Raw genomic sequence first — 26,031 nt, 5'->3', positions numbered from 1 at the left:
ATACGCGCCAGTCAACGCCGGAGAAAAACATGACCATCTTTGCGGAAATCCTGCCCACCCTGCCCGCCGTCGACGGCATCGCGCACCTTGAACTGATCGCGCACGACAGCGGCGATGTCGCCGCGGTGATCGAAAACAAACCGGGCCAGGCCGGCTCGCTGCGCGTCTATCACGCCCTGTGGCAAAAGCACGGCAGCATCAATGCCGCGGCGGCAGAGGAAGGACTGGCGCTGTATGCCGAGCACACGCCGGACGCCCGCGCCCACCCCGGCAAGCACCCCAACATCGATCGCCTGCTGCAGGTGATGGAACAGAATCTCCGCTACGACGTGCGCATCGGCAAATAGCCGGCCGGGCGCGAATACGATTCGCTCCTACGATATCGCGGCACCAACACAAGGGTTACACCATGGATCATCCCGTCATCGTCATCGGCACCGGCGAAATGGCCGGCGTATTCAGCCGCGGCCTGCTCCGGCAGGGCCACCCGCTCGTGCCGGTCACGCGGCAGATGGACATGGCGCAGGTCGCCGCCGCCGTGCCACAGCCCCTGCTGGTGCTGGTCACCGTCGGCGAAGACGACCTGCAGCCGGTCCTGGCCAAGCTTCCCACCGCCTGGCGCGATCGCCTCGGCCTGCTGCAGAACGAGCTGCTGCCGCGCGACTGGCAGCCGCACGGCATCGACGACCCGACGGTAATCGCCGTGTGGTTCGAGAAGAAGAAGGGACAAGACTACAAGGTGCTGGTGCCCTCGCCGGTATACGGCCCCGCCGCGCCCATCATCGAGCGCGCGCTGGAGTCGCTGGACATACCGGTATGGGAACTGGGCAGCAGCGAAGAACTCACCTTCGAACTGGTGCGCAAAAACGTCTACATCCTCACCACCAACATCGCCGGCCTCGCCCTGCCCGCCGGCACCGACGTCGATGCGCTGTGGAATCAACACCAGGCGCTGGCGCGCGAAGTGGCCGACGAGGTAATGGACATCCAGTTCCGGCTGATCGGCGCGGAACTGCCGCGCGACCGGCTCATCACTGGCATGGTGGAAGGCATCGAGGGTGATCTGCGGCATAAGTGCATGGGACGCTCCGCCCCCGCGCGCCTCGCCCGCGCCCTGCAGCACGCCGATCAATTCGGCCTGGCCGTGCCGAAACTGCGCGAGATTGCCAAACTAAGGAAGGTCTGAATAAGTCCATCCTGGACTTCTCAGGTCGCTCCCGCCCCTCCCTGGGCTGCGCGACATAAGTCCATCCGTGGACAAAACCACGCCAAGCGAAAAGTGTGATTTTCGCTCGGCTTCATTTTTCAACGACTTATCGTCGTTGAAAAATGGCGGCACATCCCTGTGCCGCGGAAGCTCTGAACTTATTCAGAGCTTCCCTAAGCCATTGAACATCTGACCAGATTCCGTGTAAGGAATAAGCAGGCCAACACAGCGAAAGATGATCGTACCCTACCCGGGCTCAATGGAGTCCGCGCCGCATCTTGGCTTTCCACCATTCCAGACAAAGGCTCAGCAACTGATAGGTCCAGCGGCGCTCATACGAACCGTCATCCTCCCAGTCCGCAAGAATCGCCTCCAACTCTGCAATCTGCTCCCGAATATCCTCTTCCATGTCATTCATCGCTGCGTCCCTATGCGTCCATTACCGCCAAATTCACCATGAACCAATATGGTACGTTTTTTTAATGATAGCATACCAAGTTGGCACTTACCAATTTGATCACGCCGGCAGTACCCTTGCCTTCCATGGAAATCAGCCAAATCCGCCGGCATAACCTGCGCCGCATCATCGACGAAGAATTCAACGGTAATCTGGCCGAGTTTTCCCGTTTCATCGGCAAAGATCCCAGCTACATCTCCCGCTACTTCAGCAACAAAAATCAAATGCGCAACATCGGCTCGACCACGGCAAGAACTATCGAGCAGAGGCTAAAAAAACCGCACGGCTGGCTGGACCAGGCCCACGGAGCCGTACGAGAAGATAGTGATACCACCTATCACACCCTCCCCAAGGACGCCCAAAATCTAGCCGCCGCATGGCAAGCCTTACCCAAGGCCTACCGCGAAGTGCTCAAGGAAGTCATAGATACATTGCTGAAGACAACTCGTAAGCGGTGAGAATCAATATTCGGGACGCCGTCGGTCTCAAAACCAAAGAGATAACCAATATCATCGGTACCGGAGAAACGCTCGCTGCAACGATATTGCGTACTATCGAGGGCCAGATGGCGTAACGATCTGAACTGCTTGACGGTTCGCGGTTTCAATCCGCACCCGCTCTGGTGAGCGGGTGATGCGAAACGGCCCTGAAGGACGTCAAGGCCGTGATCGAGTTTCAATCCGCACCCGCTCTGGTGAGCGGGTGATGCGACGACCCACCACCGCTTCGGCGGTCGGCACGATGTTTCAATCCGCACCCGCTCTGGTGAGCGGGTGATGCGTGCTGCCGCCCCACACATCGGTGGCCTCCAGCTCGTTTCAATCCGCACCCGCTCTGGTGAGCGGGTGATGCGCTCATCCTTGAGCTGCTTGATCTGCTCCTTGCTGTTTCAATCCGCACCCGCTCTGGTGAGCGGGTGATGCCCTTCCTGTGCGTCGACAACAAGTGGTCAGTCCGGGTTTCAATCCGCACCCGCTCTGGTGAGCGGGTGATGCACCGTACTCGCAACATTGCGCTGTAAATACGGATAAAACCATGAATGCGCGAACCATGCCCCAGAAGATGAGATTGCTCCCGCACTCATGGATATGCAGCTTACCAAATTATTAAAGAACAGCATATTCGCATATTCGGGGTCAGGTCTTGACATCATATTCGCACATATTCGGGGTCAGGTCTTGACATCACCATTTCTGACTCATGCCGCGTGCGCGGGGAACACGAAGGAGACTGCGCCCAGGTCCTCGTCATGGACGGTTCATCCCCGCGTGCGCGGGGAACATGTCGAGCCCCAGCGAGGCGGCCACATCGGTGGCGGTTCATCCCCGCGTGCGCGGGGAACACATCCAGCCATGGTTACGCCCCCGCCTTGATTTCGGTTCATCCCCGCGTGCGCGGGGAACACAATCCCTACGGTGTGGCGCTGTTCTCAAGCTGCGGTTCATCCCCGCGTGCGCGGGGAACACGTGCTGCGCACTCCGGAGAATTCGCCGGTCAACGGTTCATCCCCGCGTGCGCGGGGAACACATCCAATCCCTGACACCGAGTTCCGCCGCTGGCGGTTCATCCCCGCGTGCGCGGGGAACACGGCAGGCAATCGGCGGTCATTCGGCGCATCATCGGTTCATCCCCGCGTGCGCGGGGAACACAGCGAGGGCGCCAAGAACGCCGCCGCCAATCGCGGTTCATCCCCGCGTGCGCGGGGAACACCGCTGCGCCTGCTTCTGGTGCCCGGCGTCGGCCGGTTCATCCCCGCGTGCGCGGGGAACACATTGCTGGCATCAATGAATTCAGCATCTGGGACGGTTCATCCCCGCGTGCGCGGGGAACACGCCGAGATCGACGGACTGCCGCTGCTGGCCAGCGGTTCATCCCCGCGTGCGCGGGGAACACGGTCACGCTGTCCGGCGCCGAGGCGCAGATCGCGGTTCATCCCCGCGTGCGCGGGGAACACTACGCATCCCATAAGCGATTGGCGGCGGCGTTCGGTTCATCCCCGCGTGCGCGGGGAACATCACCTGCCCCGAAGTCCTGCTGCCGTGGCTGGCGGTTCAGAATATTCGGGGTCAGGTCTTGACATCACCATTTCTGACTCATGCCGTAAAGAATATTCGGGGTCAGGTCTTGACATCACCATTTCTGACTCATGCCGCGTGCGCGGGGAACACTCGACACTGTGGGCGGTGGCGCGGGGGAATATCTTGGTGGAGAGCTGCTTGGTCTCGCCGATCAGGGGTCTTGCCGGCGACACGGTCGGAAGAATATTCGGGGTCAGGTCTTGACATCACCATTTCTGACTCATGCCGCGTGCGCGGGGAACACTCGACACTGTGGGCGGTGGCGCGGGGGAATATCTTGGTGGAGAGCTGCTTGGTCTCGCCGATCAGGGGTCTTGCCGGCGACACGGTCGGCGCCTTTGGCGTTCAGGCGGCCGTCCTTGCGGTAGTTGCCCTTGCCCAGGCTGCCGGCCAGGCGGTCGAAGGTCAGGGCGCTGTTGGGCGCCTCTTTCGTTTTCGGTTCATCCCCGCGTGCGCGGGGAACATTTTGCGATAAAAATCACGAGCCCGAACAACGCCGGTTCATCCCCGCGTGCGCGGGGAACATGCCGTTGCGCGCCGCCGTGGAGGTCATGCTACCGGTTCATCCCCGCGTGCGCGGGGAACATTCCGCCCGCAGGTCGCGGACCTCGGCGGTGGGCGGTTCATCCCCACGTGCGCGGGGAACACCTGGCAATAGCACGGGCCATTGCCGGTCTGGTGCGGTTCATCCCCGCGTGCGCGGGGAACACTTAAGGATGCTCTGAACAAGTAATCCAATATGAGCAAATCGTCGATATCAGCGAGTCATCACGCGCCGAATCGCACCGGCAGCGCCGGTATTTGCTCATCCCGGCGGCCCGTGAGCCGCATTTGGCGTAGTGCATCGGCACTACGCCTGCAAAGTACGCAGCAGCTGCCTGCGCACCAGGTAGATGTTGGCCAGGGCACAGGTGACAAACAGGCGGTTGGCATTCTTCTCCAATCCCCGGTAGCGGGTCTTGGCAAAACCGAATATCCGTTTGATGACACCGATGCTGTGTTCGACCCGTGCCCGGATGGTGGACTTGAGGCGGTTCTTCGCCCGTTCGGCTTCGTCGACCCAGCCCTTGTAGCGGTAGCGTCGGTGGGTGAGGTCGCGGGCCCTGGGCGCATGCTGTTTGATGACCTCGGTCTGGCCCTGATAGGCCGAATCCCCCCAGACGCGGGTTTCATCGCCGTGCAGCAGGTCGGGCAGGCAGTGGGAGTCGTGGACGTTGGCGGCGGTGGCCACCACCGAGTGGATGAGCTTGGTGCGGTGGTCGACACCGACATGGGCCTTCATGCCGAAATACCACTGGTTGCCCTTCTTGGTCTGGTGCATGTCCGGGTCGCGCTGCTGGTCCTTGTTCTTGGTCGAGGACGGGGCGCTGATGAGGGTGGCATCGACGATGGTGCCGGTGCCCAGCTTGAAGCCATGGCGTTGCAGGTACTGGTGCATCTGCTGGAACAGCTTGCGACCCAGGCCATGCTGCTCCAGCAGGTGGCGGAAGCGGCAGATCGTGGTTTCGTCCGGCACCGGATGCTCGCCCAGGTCGATGCCGGCGAAGGCGCGCATGCTGAGCGAGTCGTACAGGGCTTCCTCGGCCATCGGGTCCGAGAGATTGAACCACTGCTGGAGGAAGTGGATGCGCAGCATCATCTCCAGCTCCTTCGGCGGCCGGCCGTTACCGGCCTGCGGGTAGTGCGGCGCTATCAGCGCGCACAGCTCCGCCCACGGCAGCAGGCGGTCCATGTCGGACAGAAACGCCTGGCGCTTGGTCGCCTTGGTGTATTTCTCGAACCCCGTGGTCATGCTCAGTTGTTTCATTTTCCCCGTCCTCGGCTCCGGTCATGCGGTTGCAAGATCAGATCGGGGACTTTTGCAGAAGTTCCTTAAGGCGGTTGACATACAAGTCTTCTTTAATCGGTTCATCCCCGCGTGCGCGGGGAACACAGGGCGCGGGAGAGGTAGGCGTCGCCGCCAGACGGTTCATCCCCGCGTGCGCGGGGAACACCGCGCGGCGCAACATCGCCAGATCGGGCATCCCGGTTCATCCCCGCGTGCGCGGGGAACACGTGCGAAGCTTCGTCGAAATGGACGGCGAAACCGGTTCATCCCCGCGTGCGCGGGGAACACTCCTTGGTCACGATGTCACGGTACCGGGCTAGCGGTTCATCCCCGCGTGCGCGGGGAACACGCACCGATACAGACGGCTACCTGCTCGTTGATCGGTTCATCCCCGCGTGCGCGGGGAACACTTGGCCTCGTCGGGCAGGGCGCGGATGGTTTCCGGTTCATCCCCGCGTGCGCGGGGAACACATCTGTACCTCGGCGCGCTGCGCCTTGGCTTCCGGTTCATCCCCGCGTGCGCGGGGAACACATAACGTCGATATGCACCACCGCGTCGTCGCGCGGTTCATCCCCGCGTGCGCGGGGAACACAGAAACCCGGGCGGCCGGCCACGGCCGTGAACCGGTTCATCCCCGCGTGCGCGGGGAACACGATTCCTGCGAGCGCGTCGACGAGGTGTTGGGCGGTTCATCCCCGCGTGCGCGGGGAACACTCAGGGGAGCCGCCGGAGGAAGCAGGGGACTACGGTTCATCCCCGCGTGCGCGGGGAACACCGGCCACCAAGAGCCTGAAGGCTTTTCTCCGCCGGTTCATCCCCGCGTGCGCGGGGAACACTGGTGTCCATCAGGAAGTTCTGCATGGTGCGGCGGTTCATCCCCGCGTGCGCGGGGAACACTGAGAAGCTGGTGCGCAAGAAGCCAGTGGTGCCGGTTCATCCCCGCGTGCGCGGGGAACACACGCTGCCGGTGCTTCCGCGCGACGATAGCGACGGTTCATCCCCGCGTGCGCGGGGAACACCGCACTCGCGTCACTGAGGAGGAGCAATGCGCCGGTTCATCCCCGCGTGCGCGGGGAACACCGCACTCGCGTCACTGAGGAGGAGCAATGCGCCGGTTCATCCCCGCGTGCGCGGGGAACACTGGGGATTGATTCGCAGCAGGGCCGTCTCGCCCGGTTCATCCCCGCGTGCGCGGGGAACACTATCCTAGCCAGCGGGGTCATGACAGCACCTCCGGTTCATCCCCGCGTGCGCGGGGAACACGGTCGCTGGCCCCGGGGTCATGAGCGCCGTCACGGTTCATCCCCGCGTGCGCGGGGAACACGCCTCTTTACTTCTTCCGATTGACCGGCTATACGGTTCATCCCCGCGTGCGCGGGGAACACGTTGCTTGTCGCGAGGGCTCGAAGCAGGCAATGCGGTTCATCCCCGCGTGCGCGGGGAACACACGCGCCGCCCACGACTCGCTGCGCGCCTGGACGGTTCATCCCCGCGTGCGCGGGGAACACGTGGGCGCGTTCGATCTGGCGGAGGGCGTAGCCGGTTCATCCCCGCGTGCGCGGGGAACACGAGGGCTGGACAGACGATCCGGCTCACGCCAGCGGTTCATCCCCGCGTGCGCGGGGAACACCTCATTCCCAAGCGGTGGAAGGTTGACCGCTCCGGTTCATCCCCGCGTGCGCGGGGAACACTCCTGCGGCTCCGACAGCATGCGCAGGGCGAACGGTTCATCCCCGCGTGCGCGGGGAACACGGTGGCGACCGGCGGCAACGGTGGCCCCATCAGCGGTTCATCCCCGCGTGCGCGGGGAACACCACGGGGCGCTCCCCGGACGGCCATGCTGTCCCGGTTCATCCCCGCGTGCGCGGGGAACACCGGGACTTCGGCACCGCTGGGCAGCTCGACCACGGTTCATCCCCGCGTGCGCGGGGAACACGCCTGGATCAGGGCCTTGCGGCTGATGTCGTTCGGTTCATCCCCGCGTGCGCGGGGAACACGTCGCCCACTCATCGACCACGGCCCACTCCTCCGGTTCATCCCCGCGTGCGCGGGGAACACTTCTCGAAGTTGCCCTTGGGCGCGGTCACGGACGGTTCATCCCCGCGTGCGCGGGGAACACGTGGGCGCGTTCGATCTGCCGCAGGGCATAGCCGGTTCATCCCCGCGTGCGCGGGGAACACCTGTTGTTGGGCCGAACCAGGACGGCTCCGACCGGTTCATCCCCGCGTGCGCGGGGAACACGGTCCGACTCCCAGAAGGTCAGGAGGCGGACCACGGTTCATCCCCGCGTGCGCGGGGAACACTGCTCCGTGTAATGCTCCAGGATGCGGACGTGCGGTTCATCCCCGCGTGCGCGGGGAACACCCGCCCACGTTGGACAAGGACACACTGAGGGTCGGTTCATCCCCGCGTGCGCGGGGAACACGGTCGCACCCGGAGCTGAAGGGGTGCCGTGCTCGGTTCATCCCCGCGTGCGCGGGGAACACGTGATCCCGAAGCGGTGGAAGATTGACCGTAGCGGTTCATCCCCGCGTGCGCGGGGAACACCAGGGTTCGAGCCCGCACGTCACCCCGGAAGGCGGTTCATCCCCGCGTGCGCGGGGAACACGGGACGCGCAAGAACGCCTATGCGGACGGCATCGGTTCATCCCCGCGTGCGCGGGGAACACGTTTACAAGCCGACCGACGCACAAGGCAACCGGCGGTTCATCCCCGCGTGCGCGGGGAACACTGCGACGGTTCCAGCCATTGTGATTCGTCGGCCGGTTCATCCCCGCGTGCGCGGGGAACACTTTGTTACGATTGGGAACAAGCGGCGTCGTACCGGTTCATCCCCGCGTGCGCGGGGAACACATTGTTGGAACAGTTCGCGCGCGGTTGGGTCGCGGTTCATCCCCGCGTGCGCGGGGAACACTTTTAATGCTGTTCGGGAAATGACCGAAATAGCGGTTCATCCCCGCGTGCGCGGGGAACACGTTGAGGATGGAAGGAATCTCGCCCACCATGTCGGTTCATCCCCGCGTGCGCGGGGAACACATGACCGACCGGCAGTTGAAGTGGGCCGGGGGCGGTTCATCCCCGCGTGCGCGGGGAACACGCAAGCGCCGCATCCGCGTCCTGGAGCCGGGCCGGTTCATCCCCGCGTGCGCGGGGAACACTGGAAGATGGCCTGAAGGTTGCATGGGAGGTCCGGTTCATCCCCGCGTGCGCGGGGAACACTGGGAGATGGCAACTACACGACGTTGATGCGGCGGTTCATCCCCGCGTGCGCGGGGAACACATCGTGGGGGCCAACCTCCCGTATGACCTGGACGGTTCATCCCCGCGTGCGCGGGGAACACCATCGGCGGGAAGTTCAAGGATGAGATCATCACGGTTCATCCCCGCGTGCGCGGGGAACACCGAAGGTCGGCGAAGAACTGTCGATTACGCAGCGGTTCATCCCCGCGTGCGCGGGGAACACCCCATTGGCGCGGTCGGCCAAATCGACATAAGCGGTTCATCCCCGCGTGCGCGGGGAACACGTAATCGCGGCGGCTTTGCCAACTGCGGCAAGCGGTTCATCCCCGCGTGCGCGGGGAACACGCGGTCCTGTTGGGCAAGGCGCTGAGGGACCGCGGTTCATCCCCGCGTGCGCGGGGAACACACCACCGGCCACGCCTGGACCTCCACGGAGGGCGGTTCATCCCCGCGTGCGCGGGGAACACCTCCGCCCGAGCCAGGCCACGCGGTCATCGACCGGTTCATCCCCGCGTGCGCGGGGAACACGCGCTGCCGACGGCAAGTTCGCCTTGACCTGTCGGTTCATCCCCGCGTGCGCGGGGAACACGTTGAGGATGGAAGGAATCTCGCCCACCATGTCGGTTCATCCCCGCGTGCGCGGGGAACACATGACCGACCGGCAGTTGAAGTGGGCCGGGGGCGGTTCATCCCCGCGTGCGCGGGGAACACGTCCACAGTCGAGTTCGCCACTTCCAACAACACGGTTCATCCCCGCGTGCGCGGGGAACACCGAATAGAGCTCCTCGTAGCCGATGATCACAGCGGTTCATCCCCGCGTGCGCGGGGAACACTCATCGCGGTTCGCCGTCAGGGCGGCGATGATCGGTTCATCCCCGCGTGCGCGGGGAACACGCTGGCATCTGGATCGATGTTAGCCCAACAATCGGTTCATCCCCGCGTGCGCGGGGAACACGGTGGTTATGGCGTTGGGTGTTGGTTGGGTTACGGTTCATCCCCGCGTGCGCGGGGAACACCGGGAACCCGCCGAAGTTGTCGAGATTGTTGAACGGTTCATCCCCGCGTGCGCGGGGAACACTCCGGCCAGGTGGTCGGCGACAGCGTGGACGACGGTTCATCCCCGCGTGCGCGGGGAACACGGGCAGCCCTTGGTCTTCAGGACGTAGGCGGCCGGTTCATCCCCGCGTGCGCGGGGAACACCGTATCAGCCAATTTGTGATCTCGCATCGTGGCGGTTCATCCCCGCGTGCGCGGGGAACACCAGCGTCCAAACTGGATACATAAAAGGCATGGCGGTTCATCCCCGCGTGCGCGGGGAACACAGCAGCCGCGTCATGTCGTAATCGTTCCCGGTCGGTTCATCCCCGCGTGCGCGGGGAACACGCTTGGATGGGAAATCGGACTTTGCCGGACTCCGGTTCATCCCCGCGTGCGCGGGGAACACCTTCGTCATCACTTCGCCTCCTCCAGGATCGCCGGTTCATCCCCGCGTGCGCGGGGAACACGTCGCCTCCAGCGCCTCCGCCGGCAGGCCGTCCGGTTCATCCCCGCGTGCGCGGGGAACACTCGTTCAGCCAGGCCAGGCCGTCTCCCTCGAACGGTTCATCCCCGCGTGCGCGGGGAACACCGCTACCTGTCCCCCTGCATCGAGGCCGACGCCGGTTCATCCCCGCGTGCGCGGGGAACACTTGAGCTGAAACATCGGGCGGGCCAGGTTCATCGGTTCATCCCCGCGTGCGCGGGGAACACAACAACAACCACGGCCGCGACCACGCAGCAACCGGTTCATCCCCGCGTGCGCGGGGAACACCTCTTGACCATCACGAAGCCCTCGACCACCCACGGTTCATCCCCGCGTGCGCGGGGAACACTCTCCCGCGCTCGGGCTGGATACGTCCACGTCCGGTTCATCCCCGCGTGCGCGGGGAACACGTGTCGCCTGCTGGCACGGTGATCTCGTAGAGCGGTTCATCCCCGCGTGCGCGGGGAACACGCCGTTGCCCTGGCCGATGTGGCGCGAGAGCGCCGGTTCATCCCCGCGTGCGCGGGGAACACCACAACCGCCGCCAGTTTCCCGAGCTGGCTGCCGGTTCATCCCCGCGTGCGCGGGGAACACATACCGAAAACGAATTGATAGAGGCGGAGCGGCGGTTCATCCCCGCGTGCGCGGGGAACACAGCATATCAACAGGCAACCCAGAAAGAGCCGACGGTTCATCCCCGCGTGCGCGGGGAACACGCCGAGCCAAGGCGGACGAAGCCGGTGCCGAACGGTTCATCCCCGCGTGCGCGGGGAACACGGTTACTAGCTGGGCGCAACTGCGATCAGTGGCGGTTCATCCCCGCGTGCGCGGGGAACACCTGGAGTTGGGTGGCAGCGAAGAAGTCGCTGTACGGTTCATCCCCGCGTGCGCGGGGAACACCGCCGGGTAGCAGTATTCAGGCGGGCCGCTAACCGGTTCATCCCCGCGTGCGCGGGGAACACAGTTGTTCAAACGACAAAAGCTGGAATTCAACTGGTTCATCCCCGCGTGCGCGGGGAACACTGCTCGAACGTGCCCTTGGGCGCGGTCACGGCCGGTTCATCCCCGCGTGCGCGGGGAACACAGCGGATGGAGCAAGGCGAGCGGCCCGTGGGCCGGTTCATCCCCGCGTGCGCGGGGAACACACTTAATGTAACAAATTGATCCACCGGACAATTTTGTGCCTGGCGGATTTTACCAGCAGGTTGCCCCTATAGCCACGCGCCAGGGGCAACCCATTTCCGAATTGTTAAGGAGCGTCCGCCTTGGAGTCTGACGGCAGGAAGGATACGAGTCTCAGTCCATCGAAATCGACCGGTATGCGCCGGTTGGCGCCTATGGTTTCGAAGTCGTAGCCAGACTCTGTGTTGGTGGTCCAGGCCATGACGGCATTTCCCGCTTCAACACCGTCCCTGACCTGTTCCCAGATCAATTCGCGCAGGCGCTTGGAGGGATTTCCCACGTACACGCCGGCACGCACCTCAACAAGCCATACCGCAAGGCGGCCTCGCAGGCGAGGTGGAACGTTCTCAGTAACGATGACCAGCATCGCCCAGGTTCTCGCCATCTGAAAATGCCGGCCCGATAGACTCAGCCGGTTGCCTGGGCGGCTCCAGCTCGCCTGCGGCCAGAATGTCTTCGATCATGGGAATGATGCGGCCAAGCAGCTTGGTCTCCCTGAACATGTCGCGGCACGCCAGCCGGACCTTGCGTTCAGGCTCCGGCGGTTCCTGAGCCGCGATGCGGAAAGCCACAGGAACCACGGTGTCAAATTTGAAGATATCCGCGATGTCGTATACGAAAGAAAGAGGCTTTCCAGTGTGTATAAAGCCGACAGCGGGGGCATAACCCGCGGCAAGAACGGCCGCTTCGGTAATGCCGTACAGGCTCGCGGTGGCAGCTGAGAGGCATAGATTGGGAAGATCGCTGGCATCCCAATCCGTTGGGTCGTACTTGCGCCCCTGCCATTTAACGCCATAGCGGCGCGCCAGATTCTTGTAGGTCTCCCGCACCCGCGCACCCTCGATGCCACGCAGCTGCTCCACGCTGCGCCGCTGCGGCGGCGCTTCTCCAAAACGCAACTCATACATCTTACGCACGACCTTGAGTCGGGCGGTGTCGTCCAATGCCAGTTTGGCCTGATAAAGCAGCCGATCGGAACGAGCGCCACCCGGCTGCCCCGAGGCATACAGCCGCACGCCAGCCTCGCCCACCCACACCAGCAACGTCCCCACGCGCGCCGCCAAGGCCACCGCGCGGTGCGAGACGCGGGTACCGGGTTCGAGCATGATGCAAGCGACGCTGCCCACAGGAATATGGGTACGGACACCGCCGTCGTCGACCACGACAAAGGCACCATCGAGTACATCGATCTGCCCGCGCTCGACGAAGATCATCGAGACACGTTCCTTCATGGCGATGGGTTTGAGCGGAGGAAGCATTTCCTATCCCTCGCCGGCGAGTTGGAGGACTTTATGCGTCAGGGAGGGGGCGATGTAGTAACCGTCTCTCTTCATGGCAGTGAGCACATCATGCACACTGCTGATCCACCCCTGCCGCTTGGCGATAACGAGCAATCCGCAGACACCCACCAGAGGAATTCCCATGCGGGCGGCCGAGCGGCGCCCGCGTTTCTCGTCCATGAGCAGTGGCGCTGAGTGATGCAGTGCGAGGGCAATGGCGCTCAATTCACCGGGGTCCAGACGTGGGGCGGGTCTGCCCACAGGCCAATCGGGTGCACTGCATACAACCAGTACACCGGCCTCTACCGCTTCTCTAATTCGCTGGGCGTCATGGCTGCGCACTTGAGTCAGGCACTCGTCGAAGACGGTGCTGGAAATCAGTGCCTGCCCAAAGGCACGCCTCGGCAGCTCCAGCAATCCCGCTTTGGCAAGCGCGATCAGTGGGCCCGCGTCAGCGACGATGCAACTCATCGAAGACCTTCACTTCCTGTTCGAGTTCTTCCGGACCATAACGAACCACAGGGACCTCCCGCGCAGAACACTCCTCCATGAACTGCGCCAGGGTCATACCTGCCACCTTCGCCGCCTGGCGCAGCGTGAGCACTTCCTCATCGAAGAGCTTAACGGCCAATGCGACTGCCACGCCCTCACGCACCAGCACCTCGTCGAAAGGCACGGCGACAAATACCGGCTGCCCATGCTTGGTGACGACGGACAACTTGCCCGCCTCCGCATCGCGGATCAGCTCGCCGGTACGTTCGCGTAAGTCTCTGACAGTAAAGATATCCACGGTGGACCTCCATATTTGTGCCATCAAAAAATAGCACAAATTTCCTGGAGGACCAAAAGCTGGTGCCACCCGGCCGCGCAAAAAGTCTCTTTCGCCATTCTAGGAATTCAGCACCGGCCGCGGTGCGCTCAGGATGCTTGGTGTTGCGGGTCACCTTCAATTCCAAACAGGGGCATTAACCACCTCCAGCAATACTGTCACAACAACTGTCATACTCGCCGAACCATCAACATGCCACATCCCAAGCCCTTGGCGGGACCGATGCCGTTGAACAGGGTCTGGCAAAACGTGGCGCTGTCGGTAACCGTCAACACCCCACCGAAGTCCAGGGTACTGAAACTGATGGGTTTTCCGCCCTCCTTTTTCAGACTCTGATGTTGTTCGTAGGCATCGACGGTCACCAAGCCATCGTCGAAAGAAAATCCGTGCTTGGCGGCGCGGCTTCGCAACCACTTCAGTCCCGCCTCCCGCATGATCTGCGGTAGTGACAACCGCATGGAGCGAGGCAGATCCTTGAAGCCGATCTTACGCTTGTGGTCCATCACCACATCATGACGCTGTTGCCTGCCGTTATTGTTCTTGCGGGTGACCACCGGATTGACGCGAAGGCTGAACGCCAAGACCATGCCGTCCGCCACTTTCGGCGCATAGGGTTTGGTCTCGATGGTCCACAACCCATCGGCATCCACCGGTTCGCGGGAGGAGATGACGTAATAGCGTGGCCAATTGCCGGCATCCTCCCGGCGATAAAGAAAATCACGCGCTTCGACGCCCTTGAACAGCTGCCAGACGAATTGATGGTGACGATAGTCATCGGCCGACATCATCTTGAGCAGCCGGGCTATCCCCGTTCCCGAGCGGTTGAGTTCGATTCGACTGAAGTACATCACACATTCCTCCCTGTTGCCGCATGACGCGATTCGCTGCGGTAGTACTCCTCACGCTCACCGAACTGCCAGCGCTTGCGGGTGATCGGTTCGTCACGACGGGGGCCGACGTGCAACGCCTCCATCCCACTTCGCGGCATATTCTCCCATATGAAGAGGCGCTCATCGGCCATCGGCAAGTCAGCCAAGAAGGCATCATCCGGGAACGAGGCCTTGGCGAAGGCCTCGCGAAGACTCGCTGCCGGCACGAGTTGCGGCGCCAGCGGCAGGGCTACCGGGCACGATTTGCGGCCGAGGTAGAGCGGAAAGATTGGACACAACAACGCTTCGGCCAGCTGCGACAAGTTTTCCGTGGTGCCTTCCTTTTGCCAAAGCGCGACCGTATAGAGCGCATCGCAACGGTAGTCCCGTTGCGACAGGATGGTATTCAGCCCTTCGGTAGTGAGTTCGTCGCGACGGGTACGATGCACCACGCCACGCCGCTCCGGTGGCACCTGTGTGGTGTGGTAATCCCGTAGTAGTTCACCACTGCTTTCCACGCAGACTGCCACACCATAGCTCTGAGCCAGAGCGCGCTGCCGAGCTTCCTCGTCGCGGCGCACGCCCAATGCCGCCGCCAGCAGGCCGAGAATGGCGGAGCGGCCTGGCCAGGCGGCGCTGGGACGCATCTCACCGACCGCCGTCTCGCCCCAGGAGGCGAGCGGCCCGTAGAGACGGAACAGGAGATAGTTGTCCATCACCCTTACTCCACGATGAACTCAATGATCTCCTGCAGGCTCCCTTCGCCGGTCATGAGATTCATGATGCGATAACCATCCGCACAGTTGCCATAGGCCTTGTCCATCGCCTTTCTCGTCTTATCCAGAGACTGTATGGCGTTGTCGAGCAGGTCATTGCCGGTTACCGGCTTGAGGAACGCCACAGAGAGTGAGCGCGGTTGCTGCGCCCCCACCTCGGCCATGATGTAGGAGGCACGGGCGCGGGAGGCGAAGCTGTTCTGCTTGCCGATGGGAGCAATAGTGGCCGCCGCCTCGGTGAGCGCGGCCAGGGCCTTGTTGGCCAACCCCGAATCGCCACTCAGGTTCTTCTTCAGCTGTTCCCGATCGATGCAGATGTATTGGTAGAACAGGCCGGCGGCGAACTCGGTCTCGCCCATGTGGCCAGCGCCCACGTCCTCCTCACCGGTGTTGAGGTCATCCACCGCCGTGAAGAAGTCGTCCTCCACCGTCACCTTGTGAACCGTAATGGCATGGGCCACCTGGGCCGCGGCTTCGGTGTTGTAGGCGGGGCTGTTGGCCAGCATGCGACCGAACAGCGCGATATCGGCCGCGGTGTGCTGCTTGCGCAGCAGGGCCAGGTCGTCCTTGTCCGGTCCGCTGCCGCGCTCGGCCAGCGTGTCGCACAGGCTATCGATGGCCTGGCGCTCTTCGGGGCTGAAATGGGCCAACTGCTCGATGTCGAGCACGTGCAGCGGGTCGGTGTTCTTCTTGTCTTCGGATTTCACCTTGCCGAACACACCGGCAATCTCGATGGCCCAGGCCTTGGCATCCTTTTCCTTGACGCCCTGCTCAAGCAACCGTTGGTATACCTGACGCCCCATCTCCTTGGTCCGTACACCGACGTGTCCGGCCAATGCCTCCTGGAACAACTCCGAGGTGCGCCACGCACGCTTGAGGCTTTGCGATGAGACACGCAGGCGCTGCGCGCCGCCCATGGTCGCCGTCTTCGGGCGCCCCAGGTCGTCGCGATTGAGGTTGGCGGGCGGGTAAGAGGTCAGCAGGTGAAGTTGAACGAAACGGGTCATGACGTGCTCCTTGTGTCGATTGATAACGTGCGGGTTATTCCACTACGTTGGGGAAGTAGGCGAGCGCCCAGTCTTTGCGTACCTTGTCGCCCCAATAGAAAACCGAGTTGGCCAGATCGCTGAGGCTGGCCGTTTTGTCGAGTTGGCGAATGACGCGGATCATCGCCGGATAGAGATCGTCGAACGACTCCTTCATCAACCGGCGAAAACGCAATGAACTGAAACGCGGACGGCCTCCTTTTGATTCGGCCATCCTTTCGGCTAGCGCCTTGTTATCAGGCTTCTTTACATGAGACAGCAACCCGGCCACCGCCGCCAAACGGCGATAGGATTCATCCACCGGCATATTGCCGTCGCTCTCCAACAGGCCCCGCATCCGATTGAGCAGGCGATGGAACGCCGGCTCAAGCATCACCTCGTCCGGACTCTTGCAGCGCCGCAGCTGAGCCCGGCCACCACTGTCCTGTTGCAGTCCTTCCCACCAGCCGGCGACGATGTCTCCGGCCGGCCGCCCCGCATTGAAACTGATGCTCATGGTGTCATTCCCTCCTCTTTCCCTTTTTCCTTTTTCGGCTTCGTAAGGTGGAGAATCTCGTACAGCTTGTTGCCCCTTAGCTTCTTGCGCAGATCTATATGGGCCCTGGCGATACGGGCCAGATCGCCTTCGTCCAGGGCGCCGTTTTCCGCCCGCTCCACGAACAGGGCTTCCGCCTCTTTACGCAACGACCAAAGCCACTGTTCGCGCAGAGCAGTTTCGTCGTCCCCTTTTTGGACGACCGCATGGCATTCCTGCAACAGGCCGTAGAACGCCGTTTGGGTACGTTCGAAGAACGCGCCGCGGAGGAACGCGGTGTCGCCCCGCACATCGCCCGGGCGCCGAAACCAGGCGTCCTTGATGGCGCCCTGGACGTAGCCGGCGGTCTGTACCGCGGCCTCGATCAGGTTGTTGACCTGCTTGACGAACCGTTCGCGCTGCTCGCCCGAGGGCATCAGATAGAGCGGCACGGTGGTTTCGTACCAGGCGCGGGCCTTCATGTTGTCCATGTCATAGCCGAAGGCCCAGATACGGAGCTGCGCATCCTGAAGCCGATTGTTCACGTCGAAATAGGTCACGACGCGGGCCGGCTTGCGGGTATCGCTGGAGATGACCCAATTGCTCCAGTGGCGATAGCTGAAACCACCGGGTTGGGCATGGGTAGGCATCGGCGCGCCAGTCTTTTCGTCCAGATAGTGGGGGCTCAGGGGGTGCTCCCAGGCGCCGCCGTAGTTGACGCCGTAGTTCTTGGTCACATATTCGGTCACCAATGGCGTCCCCTGCACCGCACAGATATCGCATTCACCTTCGGCCAAGTCGTCCAGTGCCAGGCGGATACGGCGCGGCATTCCCCAATACATCTGCAACGGGTGAGCGTCCTGAGGAAGGGTGTCCGGCTCGCCCTTGGCGCTGGTGCGCGTAGGCGCCAGCCAGGGAAAGGTCGCCTCGGGCTGGGTCAGCCTGGCGTTGCCGGTCAGCCGCGGCACCTCCTCCGCCGGAAGGACGTTGAGCCAGAGGTCGCGCCACAGGGTAGCGTCCAGCCCCTCCGCCTTCGGGTCCAACACCACCAGGGTGGTGAGCGGACCACCACCGCGTAGCGACGTACGGTGACCGGCGCCGCCGCTCGGGGCGTTGGTTTGGAGCGTGAACAGGGCGGTTGCGGCACAGGCCGGGCAGAGGCCGTTGACCCCGCCGCGTTTGACGAAGTGATCGGTGTTGTTGCGCAGTGAATTGGCGCCGGGGATCTCTATCAGCAGCGCCGAGATAGGCCTCGTCTCGTCACCCAACGGTTCCCGGTCCTGCAGGAAGCGGGGACCATCGCCACCGAGGTTGAAGTGGTTGCTATAGGGAGCGAACAGTTCGCGCAGTTGCTCGGGCGAGGGCGGCTCCGCCAACCACGCCTGCCACTCGATCCCTCGGTCCTCGTCCGGCGCGGCAGCGGTCTGGAGCAGGCCGATGAGGAACTGGGCCAACGCCCCCTTGAAGTCGGCGCGGGGGGCGTCGAGGGCGACGATGGGGTCGGTGTCGTGCCGGTCGGTCAGCGCCCAGGGGGCGATCAGCTCACAGCTGCCATGTTTTCTCCTTACCGGTATCCATGGTTCATCAATCAGGTTCAAGCTAGCCATTTAGTCCTCTTCCCTAGTTATTCACGCTCCTAGAAGCCCCCTGTACGAGCACAGGCTACTTTCAAGCGACAATACAGGCATTTCATGTTCTTGACAAGCTTAGTTCAACTGCAATATTATATGTCGTTCCTCGAAACCTTCGAGGCTGAACCACTTAGCTCAACCGCAAAAAGAATGTTCCCCGTGTTACGGGGAGGGACATGCAGGAAGACCTCCAAAACCTATCCTGTATATCCAACTCATTGATCCGATTGGATTGAATGAGCGTGGTATATCCCGCTGCAGACCTCCAAAATCTGCGCAGGCACATTTGCCTGAGGGGTTCGGAGAGTGCAGGGAGTTCACAGCTCCTCGCACTCCTCCCCCACCAGCAATCCCTCCTTATCGCTGTAGAGAACCGGCACAGTGTTCCCACGGCCGTCCGTGGCGCTTCCGTGCATATCTCCATCCAGCGCCAGCAATACACCCCACTTACCCTTGGCCGGCAGTTCGCCCAACACCCGCTCCCACTCCGCTTCAGGAACGAGGGCCGGCCGCTCGGCCGAGCGGATGCGGACGGCCAATACCGATACCGACGACACCTGCCAGGGAAACTCACCGCCCTCACGCAAGGGCGCGAGACGCTCGCCGTCCCAACGGGCCAGATAAACGACGGTGCTGTCGCCCAGCCTTGTCGGCGCCTTTTCTTCGGCCCACCACCGGCCGGCGTCGGTATCGCCGTAGTAGGCAGCAATACTGAGGGCGTTGTAGTCGGCGAGACTACCGTCGCCCAGTTCCTCGCCATGGGAATCCCAGTAGCTTTTTTCCAAACCCGGCGGAGGATATACGTCGCCATAGACGCCTTCGATCAGGCGGCGGGCATCGGTAGGCATGGTGAAGGCGCCCTGCTCCATCAGCAGTCGCAGGCCGAGCCAGAGCTGGGCATGGTTGTCGTAGACGTAGGCCGCCTTCGGCAGGAAGGAGGCGAACCACTCCTCGTCCGGTGCGTCCACCGGCTCGGGTGCGAAAAGATGCAGAGTCGGCTGGCCGCGCTGATCCTGTGCATCGATCGGATTGCCTCTTGTGTCCCGGCGGTGGCGCCGCAGACGACCGGCCCGCTGGATGATGAGGTCGATAGGTGCCAGGTCGCTGATCATTTCGTCGAAATCGATGTCGAGAGATTGCTCCACGACGGGGGTGGCGATCAGGATCTGCCCCTTGCGCTCCGCTTCGCCACCGTCTTTGCCGAACCGGTTCACCACGCGCGTTTCGATCTCCAGCCGGTCGCCCAGCGCATAACGGGCATGGAACAGAACGATATTCCAGTCTGGATGGTGCGCCCGTAGTTCGCGATAGGCCTTGCGAGCGTCGTGAACGGTGTTGCGTATCCAGCAGACGCATCTGCCCGCATCTACCGCCTCAGCCATGAGCGCTTCGACCTGCTCGACGGTATCAACGCGTTTTACATGGACGGTACGACAGACCTCCTCCCTGGAGGCGACCACAGACTCTTCCTGCGCAATCGTCGAGGCATGGGTGACCAGGGGGTAGTCTTGGTCGCTCGTGCGCGTCAAATCCCGTGGTTCCTGACCAAGCCCCTCGTAAAACGCTTCGAGCAATGCGCGCCGCTGGCGATGGGGCAAGGTAGCCGAAAGGAGGATGACGCTTCCGCCGGAGGCGGCGTGGAAGGTGATCAGCGCGGTGAGAAGGCGAAACAGATAGGCTTCGTAGGCGTGTACTTCGTCGACGATAAGCACTTTGCCGAACAGGCCGAAGAGGCGCAAAGACTGGTGGCGAGAAGGCAAAACGCCAAGCACCGCCTGATCCACCGTACCTACCCCCACCTCGGCCAAGAGTGATTTCTTCGGGCTGTCCGCCAGCCAGGCGGCACAACGGTACTGTGCCGGCTCGGTATCGTCGCCGTAGCTGTCGTCTTGTGCGTTGGGATAGTGATCGATGGCTTCACGGAAACCTTCGTGCAACCGCCGGGCGCCATGAGCCAGGACCAACGACGGGCTGCTGTCGTTCGCATACAGACGCCGATAGACGCGCCCCATCCTTTCGAACATGGCGTTGGCCGTGGCCATGGTCGGCAGCGCAAAGTACAAACCGCGTTGTGCCCCGGCCGCCATCAAGCGGTGGGCCAGTATCAAGGCAGCTTCCGTCTTGCCCGCACCGGTCACGTCCTCCAGGAGATAGAAGCCTGCCCCCGGCTCAAGGTGCAAATCAAGACAGTGCGCCTGCAACGGCGTCGGTTTTTTGAACGACTCGCCGAAGAGTTCTGCCAGATCATGCATAGGCGCCGGCGTCGCAGGAACCATCCCGGCCTTGGCAACCGCCGCCTCTGCCAGCCCCAGGGCATGCCGCCAATACTCTGCCAACGGCATGGGCTGCGGCGTCATGGCGAACTGCTCCTGGTTGGAACCGAGCCAGTCACAAAGCACCGTCAGGCCGGCGAGCCACCAGGAGGCGGCCTTCACCTGCTTCGCTGAAGGCCAGCGAATTCCGGCAACATTCTCGCAGACGCCTAACCATTGCTCGAAGAACGTCTCGGCCGCCTGCCGTGCCGACTCGGGAAAGTACTCGGTGGCCACGACGCGTTCGGCATCCTTTGCGGTAACAGGTCTGCCGTGGTGGCCAAGGACGGTATGCATCCAATAATCGGCGGCACCGTCGGCCGAGGACCGGCTCCCCCGTTGTGCCGCTATGCCCAGGTAGCCTCGCGCCGCACAGTAGGGCCGCAGAAACCTGTTCCACAACAGCTCACCAAGCGCATCGTGGCGTACATAAGGCAGTTCCGCCTTGTCACCCTGCAATTCCAGAAACAGGTCGGGTTGCAGCGCCTGGAAATGGCGCGCGAACTTGCCGATGTCATGCAATCCGAGGAAAAAGACCGCCAGCCAGACCAGTTCATCCTCACTGAGCCCGAGCATCTGCGCCAGCCTTTTACGGATGTAGGCATTCTTGCGCAACAGGACATAACCGACCGCCGCCACATCCAGGCTGTGGTAGACCAACGGGTGCCATATAGGCTCGCCGGCTTCGTTCTTGCCGGCCTTGCCCCAATAGCGGAACAACAACTCATTTTGACGCGGATTCAACGATTTCCCTCCGTTTCATCCATTGTCATCCATCCAAACAGCATTTCTTGTATTTCTTCCCACTGCCGCACGGGCAGGGGTCGTTGCGGCCGATCTTGGGTTCGTCCCGCACATAAGGTTCGTTCCAATCCAGCAGCGCGGTATCGGTTGGCTCCGTAGGGTAAGACGCTTCTTTGGCCCAGCGCCGTTGGCGGGCTTCGATCTGACTGGGCTCGTAGAATTGCCAAGGGTCGGCAAAACGTTCCCATCCCGGTGTGTCCCTGCCCTTGGCGAAGGCACGCACGATATCGTTTTCGTCGAAATCCCTGATATAACCTTCTTGCAGGCTAACCAGCTTTTCCAGGACGGGGCGATGGCGCTCGCGTGGAAAATTGAGGAGGGTATAGCCGAGAGGTATACGAGAGTCCGCTTCCTGCCGTTCGTCGCCTGCCAGTCCGGCGATCCAGTCGAGCACGGCTTCACCTTGATCCATGCCTTGCCGCTGGGCAAGGTAATGCGCAACTTCAGCGGCGTGTACCCTGATGAATACGTCGTAGGTCCAGTTCTCGGCTATCGCACGTAGGGCATCTGCGTGCATTGCCTCTTTGTTAGCAAAGAGTGCGGGCCACCATCCGGCGAGCCAGTCCTGCATATTGTTATCGTCGCTTACATCCAGCCAGTGCATGAGATCGACAAGCAGGTTTCCGGCCGCCGCCGTCGGGATGAGTCCGGCGATCATCGCCGCATGGTAACTGAGCCACCAGTCGCCTTCCTCCAAATCCTCGCCGCTCCGGGAGGCAGTCATCGTTTCTCGTAACTGCCGGATCATTGCATCGCCACGCGCTGCGCAGGCGTCAATGACGTTACGTGGGACGCGATCGCACTCGCGTCGTAAGAGTTGTAGCAACGCCTTCTCGTCCAGTCTGGCCAGTTCGTCGTCACTGTAGGAAGGCAGTGTGAGAACAGGATTATTCCCATTACTCATCGCAGCATCTCCAGCTCCTCATTCACCGCCTCCAAATCGAACGCCTCCGGATCGAATTCCTCCCCCAACCATTCGACCATTTCCGCATGTTCTTCGTCCTTGGGGTTGCCAACGATTTCCAGCATGCGTTCATACCCCGGCACCCCGCCGCAGTCTTCCGGCGGGCAGGCGCGCTTGCCGGCGAGGCAGCGGGGATAGTGCACGCCGGGCTCGGGCTCGAGCACTTTTTCCACCTTGATCTCGTGTACCCAACTGTCGCCGAAGTCGTATTCGTAACGGAAGGTGTCGCCTTCGCGGGCGATCTTGTCGAGGCGGACGTTGCGCTCGCTGCGCAGGTTGCTGGGGAAGTCGGGGTCGGGCTCACCGTAAGCGACGCCGCCGGCGTCAAAGGCATGGAGGTGTTGGTCCCACCAGCCCATGGCGATCTGCAATATCTGGTGCAACTTGCCCAGTTTGGTGTCGCCGCGCACCTGGAGACGACGCCAGATGGGTGGCTTGCTCCATTTCAGGGTGACTTTGAGCTGGTAGATCTGTGCTGCTTTCAATGGGGTGACCTGTACCGATGGCTTTTTCATATTGCAGTCCTATGGGTTGTATACCACGCCGGTTGGCTCACCAGTTGAGCCCGGCCCTCAGCTATAGCGGGCTACGGCCTCCCGCAGGCGGCCGGCCACGGTCTCACGCAGGCTCTCCGGTGCGAGAACCTCCACGTCCGGGCCATATTTGAGTATGTCCATGAGCAGTTCCCTGGGATCGGAGTAAGGAACCTGCAACTCATAATAGCCATTGTTCCACTGGCCGATCTGTTCTGGATGCCAATGCTCGTCGGCAACCCAGCGGGCGGCATGGGGCGAAAAGCGCAGTACCGCCCACGCGGTGGCGGTGCCGGAAAAAATGCCAAATGTGGCACCGACGAGACGATCGATGTCGGAGTCGGGCAGGGTGCGAGCCGCCTCCGCATGGGTGGTGAGCGGGCGGATGCGATCGAGGGAGAAGGTGCGCAGATCCTGTGCCTGCTCACACCAAGCAATCAGATACCAATTGTCGCGGTAGTGCAGCAGGCGCTGCGGATGGACCCGTCGGCGGGTGGTGTGGCCTTTTTCGCGACCGTGATATTCGATATCTATGATGCGGCCATTGAGCACGGCACCGGCAACGGCGCCGAAATGCTCCGCATCCACCGGACGACGCGCGGCGGCCTGAAGACGGACGCGGCTGGTGACGATGTCGGCACTATGGCCGCTTTGCTCCAGCAGTTTGCGGATGCGACCACGCAGCGGGCCGATGTAAGGGGTGAGCAAACCGGGCTGTACCGCTTCCAGCAACTGTTCGCTGGCCAGCAGGGCGTAGAGTTCGGAGTCGTTGAACCACAGGCCGGGGAGTTCAAACTCCAGGGCGGCAGGGTCGTACCAGTAGCCGCTGCCGTCACGTTCGTTGAGAATAGGTGCATCCATGAAATCGCGCATATAGGCGATATCGCGTTTCAGAGTGGCAGATAAAACTTCGAGCGCTTCACGCAAACGCTGAAAGGTAACCCGCTTGCCGGACTTTAATTCGCGGTGGATGCGAAAGATGCGTTCGGCCTGGTTCATTATTGTGGCTCCTCCCTAGGGAAGGTCTGAAATAGGCCATCCTGGACTTCTCAGGTCGCTCCCGCCCCTCCCTGGGCTGCGCGACATAAGTCCATCCGTGGACAAAACCACGCCAAGCGAAAAGTGTGATTTTTGCCTGGCTTCATTTTTCGGCGACTTGTCGTCGTTGGGAAATGGCGGCACATCCCTGTGCCGCGGAAGCTCTAAACTTATTCAGAGCTTCCCTAGGTCTTGGGCTGATTGTGCCAAGCCGGGGAGAGCGCAGCAATGTGATGTATCAGGCCATCACTGGGCGGGTACGGTATGCTGCCGCAACAGCTCGATCACCGCCGCACGCTGTTCGCGCTCTGCCCAGTCCAGTGCGCTCATACCCTCGTTGTCACGCAGTTCCCGTTGCGCACCGGCGGCGAGCAGCAGCTTCACCACCTCCGTCTCGCCCTCCTTCGCCGCCCAGATCAGCGCGCTCCAGCCCATGCCCTGATCCTGCACATCGACACGGGCACCACGCGCCAGCAGCAGCCGCACCGTATCGACATAGCCGTTGGCGCCGGCGACCATCAACGCCGTATAGCCGCCCTTGTCCTGCGCGTTCACGTCGGCGCCATGATCGAGCAGCAGTTGCACGATGGCGGTATGGCCGTTGTTGGCGGCCTTCATCATCGCGGTCCAGCGACAGTCATCGCAGGCGTCCACCTCGGCGCCGCGGCGCAACAGGCGCTGCACCGCCGCCATATCGCCGGCCTCGGCCGCCTGGATCAGCAGGGTGCGGCCGTGGCTGTCGCGCCGCTCGGTGTCGAGGGCCTGCACGGCGTAGTAGAGGCCGGCGGCGAGCACGGCCAGCAGGGCAAAGAAACGATAGGGATGACGGTAGGCGTAGTCACGCATCGTGTGCAGCATCGCTTGCTCCTCGGTACGCCAAGGTAGGAACCGAGTCCTCCCGGCGAATAGCCTGTTCATCCCCCGCTCCCACCATAGCAAGCGCGCTGCGCAGGCGCTGCCATTCCGCCTCGCTGCCGGGCAGGCCGAAACGCAGCGCCGCCGGCTGGTCGAAGCGGCGTACCAGTATGCCCTGCTGCGCCAGCGCCTGATGGAGGCGCAGCGCAGCGGGGTGACGCAGGTACTGGAACAGGGCGGTGCCGCCGTGCGGCGGCAATCCCGCCGCGGTGAGCAGCGCGTGCAGGCGCGCCCCCTGCTGCAACAGTTGCCCGCGCATGGCTTCCTGCCAGGCCGTATCCAGTAATGCCAGACGCGCCACCTCGCGCGCCGGATGGTTCACCGGCCACGGCCCGAACACAGCCATCAGGCGCTGCAGCAACTGCGGCCAGGCCAGCACGAAACCGACACGGGCGCCGGCCAGGCCGAAGAACTTCCCCAGCGAGCGCAACACGACCAGCCCCTCGCGGCCCGCCGCGGTGGCAATGCTGTGCTGCGGTGTGGCATCCATGAACGCCTCGTCCACCACCAGCCAGCCGCCGCGCATGGCGAGCCGCTCCTGCCAGGAGAGCAGTTGTTCGGGGGCGAAACGCTCGCCGCCGGGATTGTTGGGATGGACCAGCAACAGCACATCGAGCAGCGCCAGCCGTGCCTCGATGTCGTCAGCGGCCAGTGCCACGACCTCATGCCCTGCCAGACGCCAGGCATGGGCATGTTCGGCGTAGCTCGGTTGCAGCAGGCCGACACGCCCCGGTGCACGCAGCGACGGCAGGGCCTGGATCGCCTGCTGCGATCCGGCACAGGGCAGCAGGTTGGCAGTGCCGTAATAGGCGGCGGCCGCTTCCAATAGACCGTCGTCGTCTTCCGGCAGGCGCTGCCAGCAGGCCGCCGGCAGCGGCGGCACCGGCCAGCCCGCCGGGTTGATGCCGGTGGACAGGTCGAGCCATTGTTGCAGCGGAATGCCATAGTCGCGCGCCGCCTGGCGCAGGCGGCCACCGTGTAGCAATGCAGTGGCTAGCGTCATGC

At 62.9% G+C, this 26,031-nt stretch carries 19 protein-coding genes, 1 pseudogene and 3 CRISPR repeat arrays; of the genes and pseudogenes, 3 read left to right on the top strand and 17 right to left on the bottom strand.

From position 1 onward, the window contains the following. Positions 1-29: 29 nt before the first annotated feature. On the top strand, positions 30-347 hold the full coding sequence (locus tag EP379_RS03865) for a DUF2322 family protein (protein ID WP_127476029.1): 318 nt from the start codon (positions 30-32) through the stop codon (positions 345-347). 62 nt (positions 348-409) lie between these two features. Continuing rightward, positions 410-1,186: a hypothetical protein gene (locus EP379_RS03860; protein ID WP_127476027.1), complete on the top strand. Its 777-nt coding sequence runs from the start codon at positions 410-412 to the stop codon at positions 1,184-1,186. 277 nt (positions 1,187-1,463) lie between these two features. Here EP379_RS03860 and EP379_RS16320 read toward each other — a convergent pair whose 3' ends face one another. Then, positions 1,464-1,625: a hypothetical protein gene (locus EP379_RS16320; protein ID WP_172600367.1), complete on the bottom strand. Its 162-nt coding sequence runs from the start codon at positions 1,623-1,625 to the stop codon at positions 1,464-1,466. An 80-nt stretch (positions 1,626-1,705) separates the two neighbouring features. Between EP379_RS16320 and EP379_RS03855 the strand changes: the two genes are divergently transcribed. Further along, on the top strand, positions 1,706-2,122 hold the full coding sequence (locus EP379_RS03855; protein WP_145987902.1) for a helix-turn-helix domain-containing protein: 417 nt from the start codon (positions 1,706-1,708) through the stop codon (positions 2,120-2,122). Positions 2,123-2,918: 796 nt separating this feature from the next. Continuing rightward, a CRISPR array of direct repeats spans positions 2,919-3,679; the repeat unit is 29 nt; unit sequence CGGTTCATCCCCGCGTGCGCGGGGAACAC. 498 nt (positions 3,680-4,177) lie between these two features. Continuing rightward, positions 4,178-4,452: a CRISPR direct-repeat array (repeat unit 29 nt; unit sequence CGGTTCATCCCCGCGTGCGCGGGGAACAC). Between the two features lie 140 nt (positions 4,453-4,592). Here EP379_RS03855 and EP379_RS03850 read toward each other — a convergent pair. The 16 genes and pseudogenes from EP379_RS03850 to cobD all read right to left on the bottom strand — a co-directional run bounded on the left by EP379_RS03850 (position 4,593) and on the right by cobD (position 26,029). Further along, positions 4,593-5,549 carry an IS5 family transposase gene (locus EP379_RS03850; protein ID WP_127475565.1) on the bottom strand — a complete coding sequence of 319 codons (957 nt, stop codon included), beginning with the start codon at positions 5,547-5,549 and terminating at the stop codon, positions 4,593-4,595. 96 nt (positions 5,550-5,645) lie between these two features. After that, positions 5,646-11,478: a CRISPR direct-repeat array (repeat unit 29 nt; unit sequence CGGTTCATCCCCGCGTGCGCGGGGAACAC). 104 nt (positions 11,479-11,582) lie between these two features. After that, positions 11,583-11,882, bottom strand: coding sequence for a type I-E CRISPR-associated endoribonuclease Cas2e (gene cas2e / locus EP379_RS03845; RefSeq protein WP_127476023.1), 300 nt, complete (start codon positions 11,880-11,882; stop codon positions 11,583-11,585). Next, entirely contained in the window at positions 11,863-12,774 is a 912-nt protein-coding gene (cas1e, locus tag EP379_RS03840; protein WP_127476021.1) for a type I-E CRISPR-associated endonuclease Cas1e, read from the bottom strand. The genes cas2e and cas1e overlap by 20 nt, the downstream gene beginning before the upstream one ends. Before the next feature lie 3 nt (positions 12,775-12,777). Continuing rightward, positions 12,778-13,266: a PIN domain-containing protein gene (locus EP379_RS03835; RefSeq protein WP_127476019.1), complete on the bottom strand. Its 489-nt coding sequence runs from the start codon at positions 13,264-13,266 to the stop codon at positions 12,778-12,780. Further along, complete coding sequence (locus tag EP379_RS03830; RefSeq protein ID WP_127476017.1) at positions 13,247-13,585, bottom strand: type II toxin-antitoxin system prevent-host-death family antitoxin; 339 nt, start codon at positions 13,583-13,585, stop codon at positions 13,247-13,249. The genes EP379_RS03835 and EP379_RS03830 overlap by 20 nt, the downstream gene beginning before the upstream one ends. A gap of 209 nt (positions 13,586-13,794) precedes the next feature. Further along, positions 13,795-14,472: a type I-E CRISPR-associated protein Cas6/Cse3/CasE gene (gene cas6e, locus EP379_RS03825; RefSeq protein WP_127476015.1), complete on the bottom strand. Its 678-nt coding sequence runs from the start codon at positions 14,470-14,472 to the stop codon at positions 13,795-13,797. Beyond that, a complete protein-coding gene (gene cas5e, locus EP379_RS03820) occupies positions 14,472-15,209 on the bottom strand; it encodes a type I-E CRISPR-associated protein Cas5/CasD (RefSeq protein WP_127476013.1) in 738 nt (245 codons plus the stop codon). The genes cas6e and cas5e overlap by 1 nt, the downstream gene beginning before the upstream one ends. A gap of 5 nt (positions 15,210-15,214) precedes the next feature. Beyond that, positions 15,215-16,276 carry a type I-E CRISPR-associated protein Cas7/Cse4/CasC gene (gene cas7e / locus EP379_RS03815; RefSeq protein WP_127476011.1) on the bottom strand — a complete coding sequence of 354 codons (1,062 nt, stop codon included), beginning with the start codon at positions 16,274-16,276 and terminating at the stop codon, positions 15,215-15,217. 34 nt (positions 16,277-16,310) lie between these two features. Continuing rightward, positions 16,311-16,811 (bottom strand): type I-E CRISPR-associated protein Cse2/CasB, encoded by a 501-nt coding sequence (gene casB / locus EP379_RS03810; RefSeq protein WP_127476009.1) that lies wholly within the window; start codon positions 16,809-16,811, stop codon positions 16,311-16,313. Further along, entirely contained in the window at positions 16,808-18,436 is a 1,629-nt protein-coding gene (gene casA, locus EP379_RS03805) for a type I-E CRISPR-associated protein Cse1/CasA (protein WP_197722849.1), read from the bottom strand. Before casA ends, casB begins: the two co-directional genes overlap by 4 nt. Positions 18,437-18,777: 341 nt before the next feature. Then, entirely contained in the window at positions 18,778-21,516 is a 2,739-nt protein-coding gene (gene cas3 / locus EP379_RS03800; RefSeq protein WP_127476007.1) for a CRISPR-associated helicase Cas3', read from the bottom strand. Between the two features lie 25 nt (positions 21,517-21,541). Continuing rightward, positions 21,542-21,640, bottom strand: a pseudogene (locus EP379_RS16945) (SEC-C metal-binding domain-containing protein); the annotation flags it as partial. Positions 21,641-22,476: 836 nt separating this feature from the next. Beyond that, complete coding sequence (locus EP379_RS03790) at positions 22,477-23,055, bottom strand: plasmid pRiA4b ORF-3 family protein (protein WP_127476003.1); 579 nt, start codon at positions 23,053-23,055, stop codon at positions 22,477-22,479. Positions 23,056-23,112: 57 nt separating this feature from the next. Beyond that, on the bottom strand, positions 23,113-24,072 hold the full coding sequence (locus EP379_RS03785; protein WP_127476001.1) for a helix-turn-helix transcriptional regulator: 960 nt from the start codon (positions 24,070-24,072) through the stop codon (positions 23,113-23,115). Positions 24,073-24,357: 285 nt separating this feature from the next. After that, positions 24,358-24,969, bottom strand: a complete 612-nt coding sequence (locus EP379_RS03780) for an ankyrin repeat domain-containing protein (protein WP_172600366.1) — start codon at positions 24,967-24,969, stop codon at positions 24,358-24,360. After that, positions 24,950-26,029, bottom strand: coding sequence for a threonine-phosphate decarboxylase CobD (gene cobD / locus EP379_RS03775; protein ID WP_127475997.1), 1,080 nt, complete (start codon positions 26,027-26,029; stop codon positions 24,950-24,952). Before cobD ends, EP379_RS03780 begins: the two co-directional genes overlap by 20 nt. Positions 26,030-26,031 lie beyond the last annotated feature (2 nt).

This window comes from Sulfurivermis fontis, assembly GCF_004001245.1.
GTDB lineage: Bacteria > Pseudomonadota > Gammaproteobacteria > Thiohalomonadales > Thiohalomonadaceae > Sulfurivermis > Sulfurivermis fontis.
This window is presented reverse-complemented; position numbering and strand designations above follow the sequence as displayed.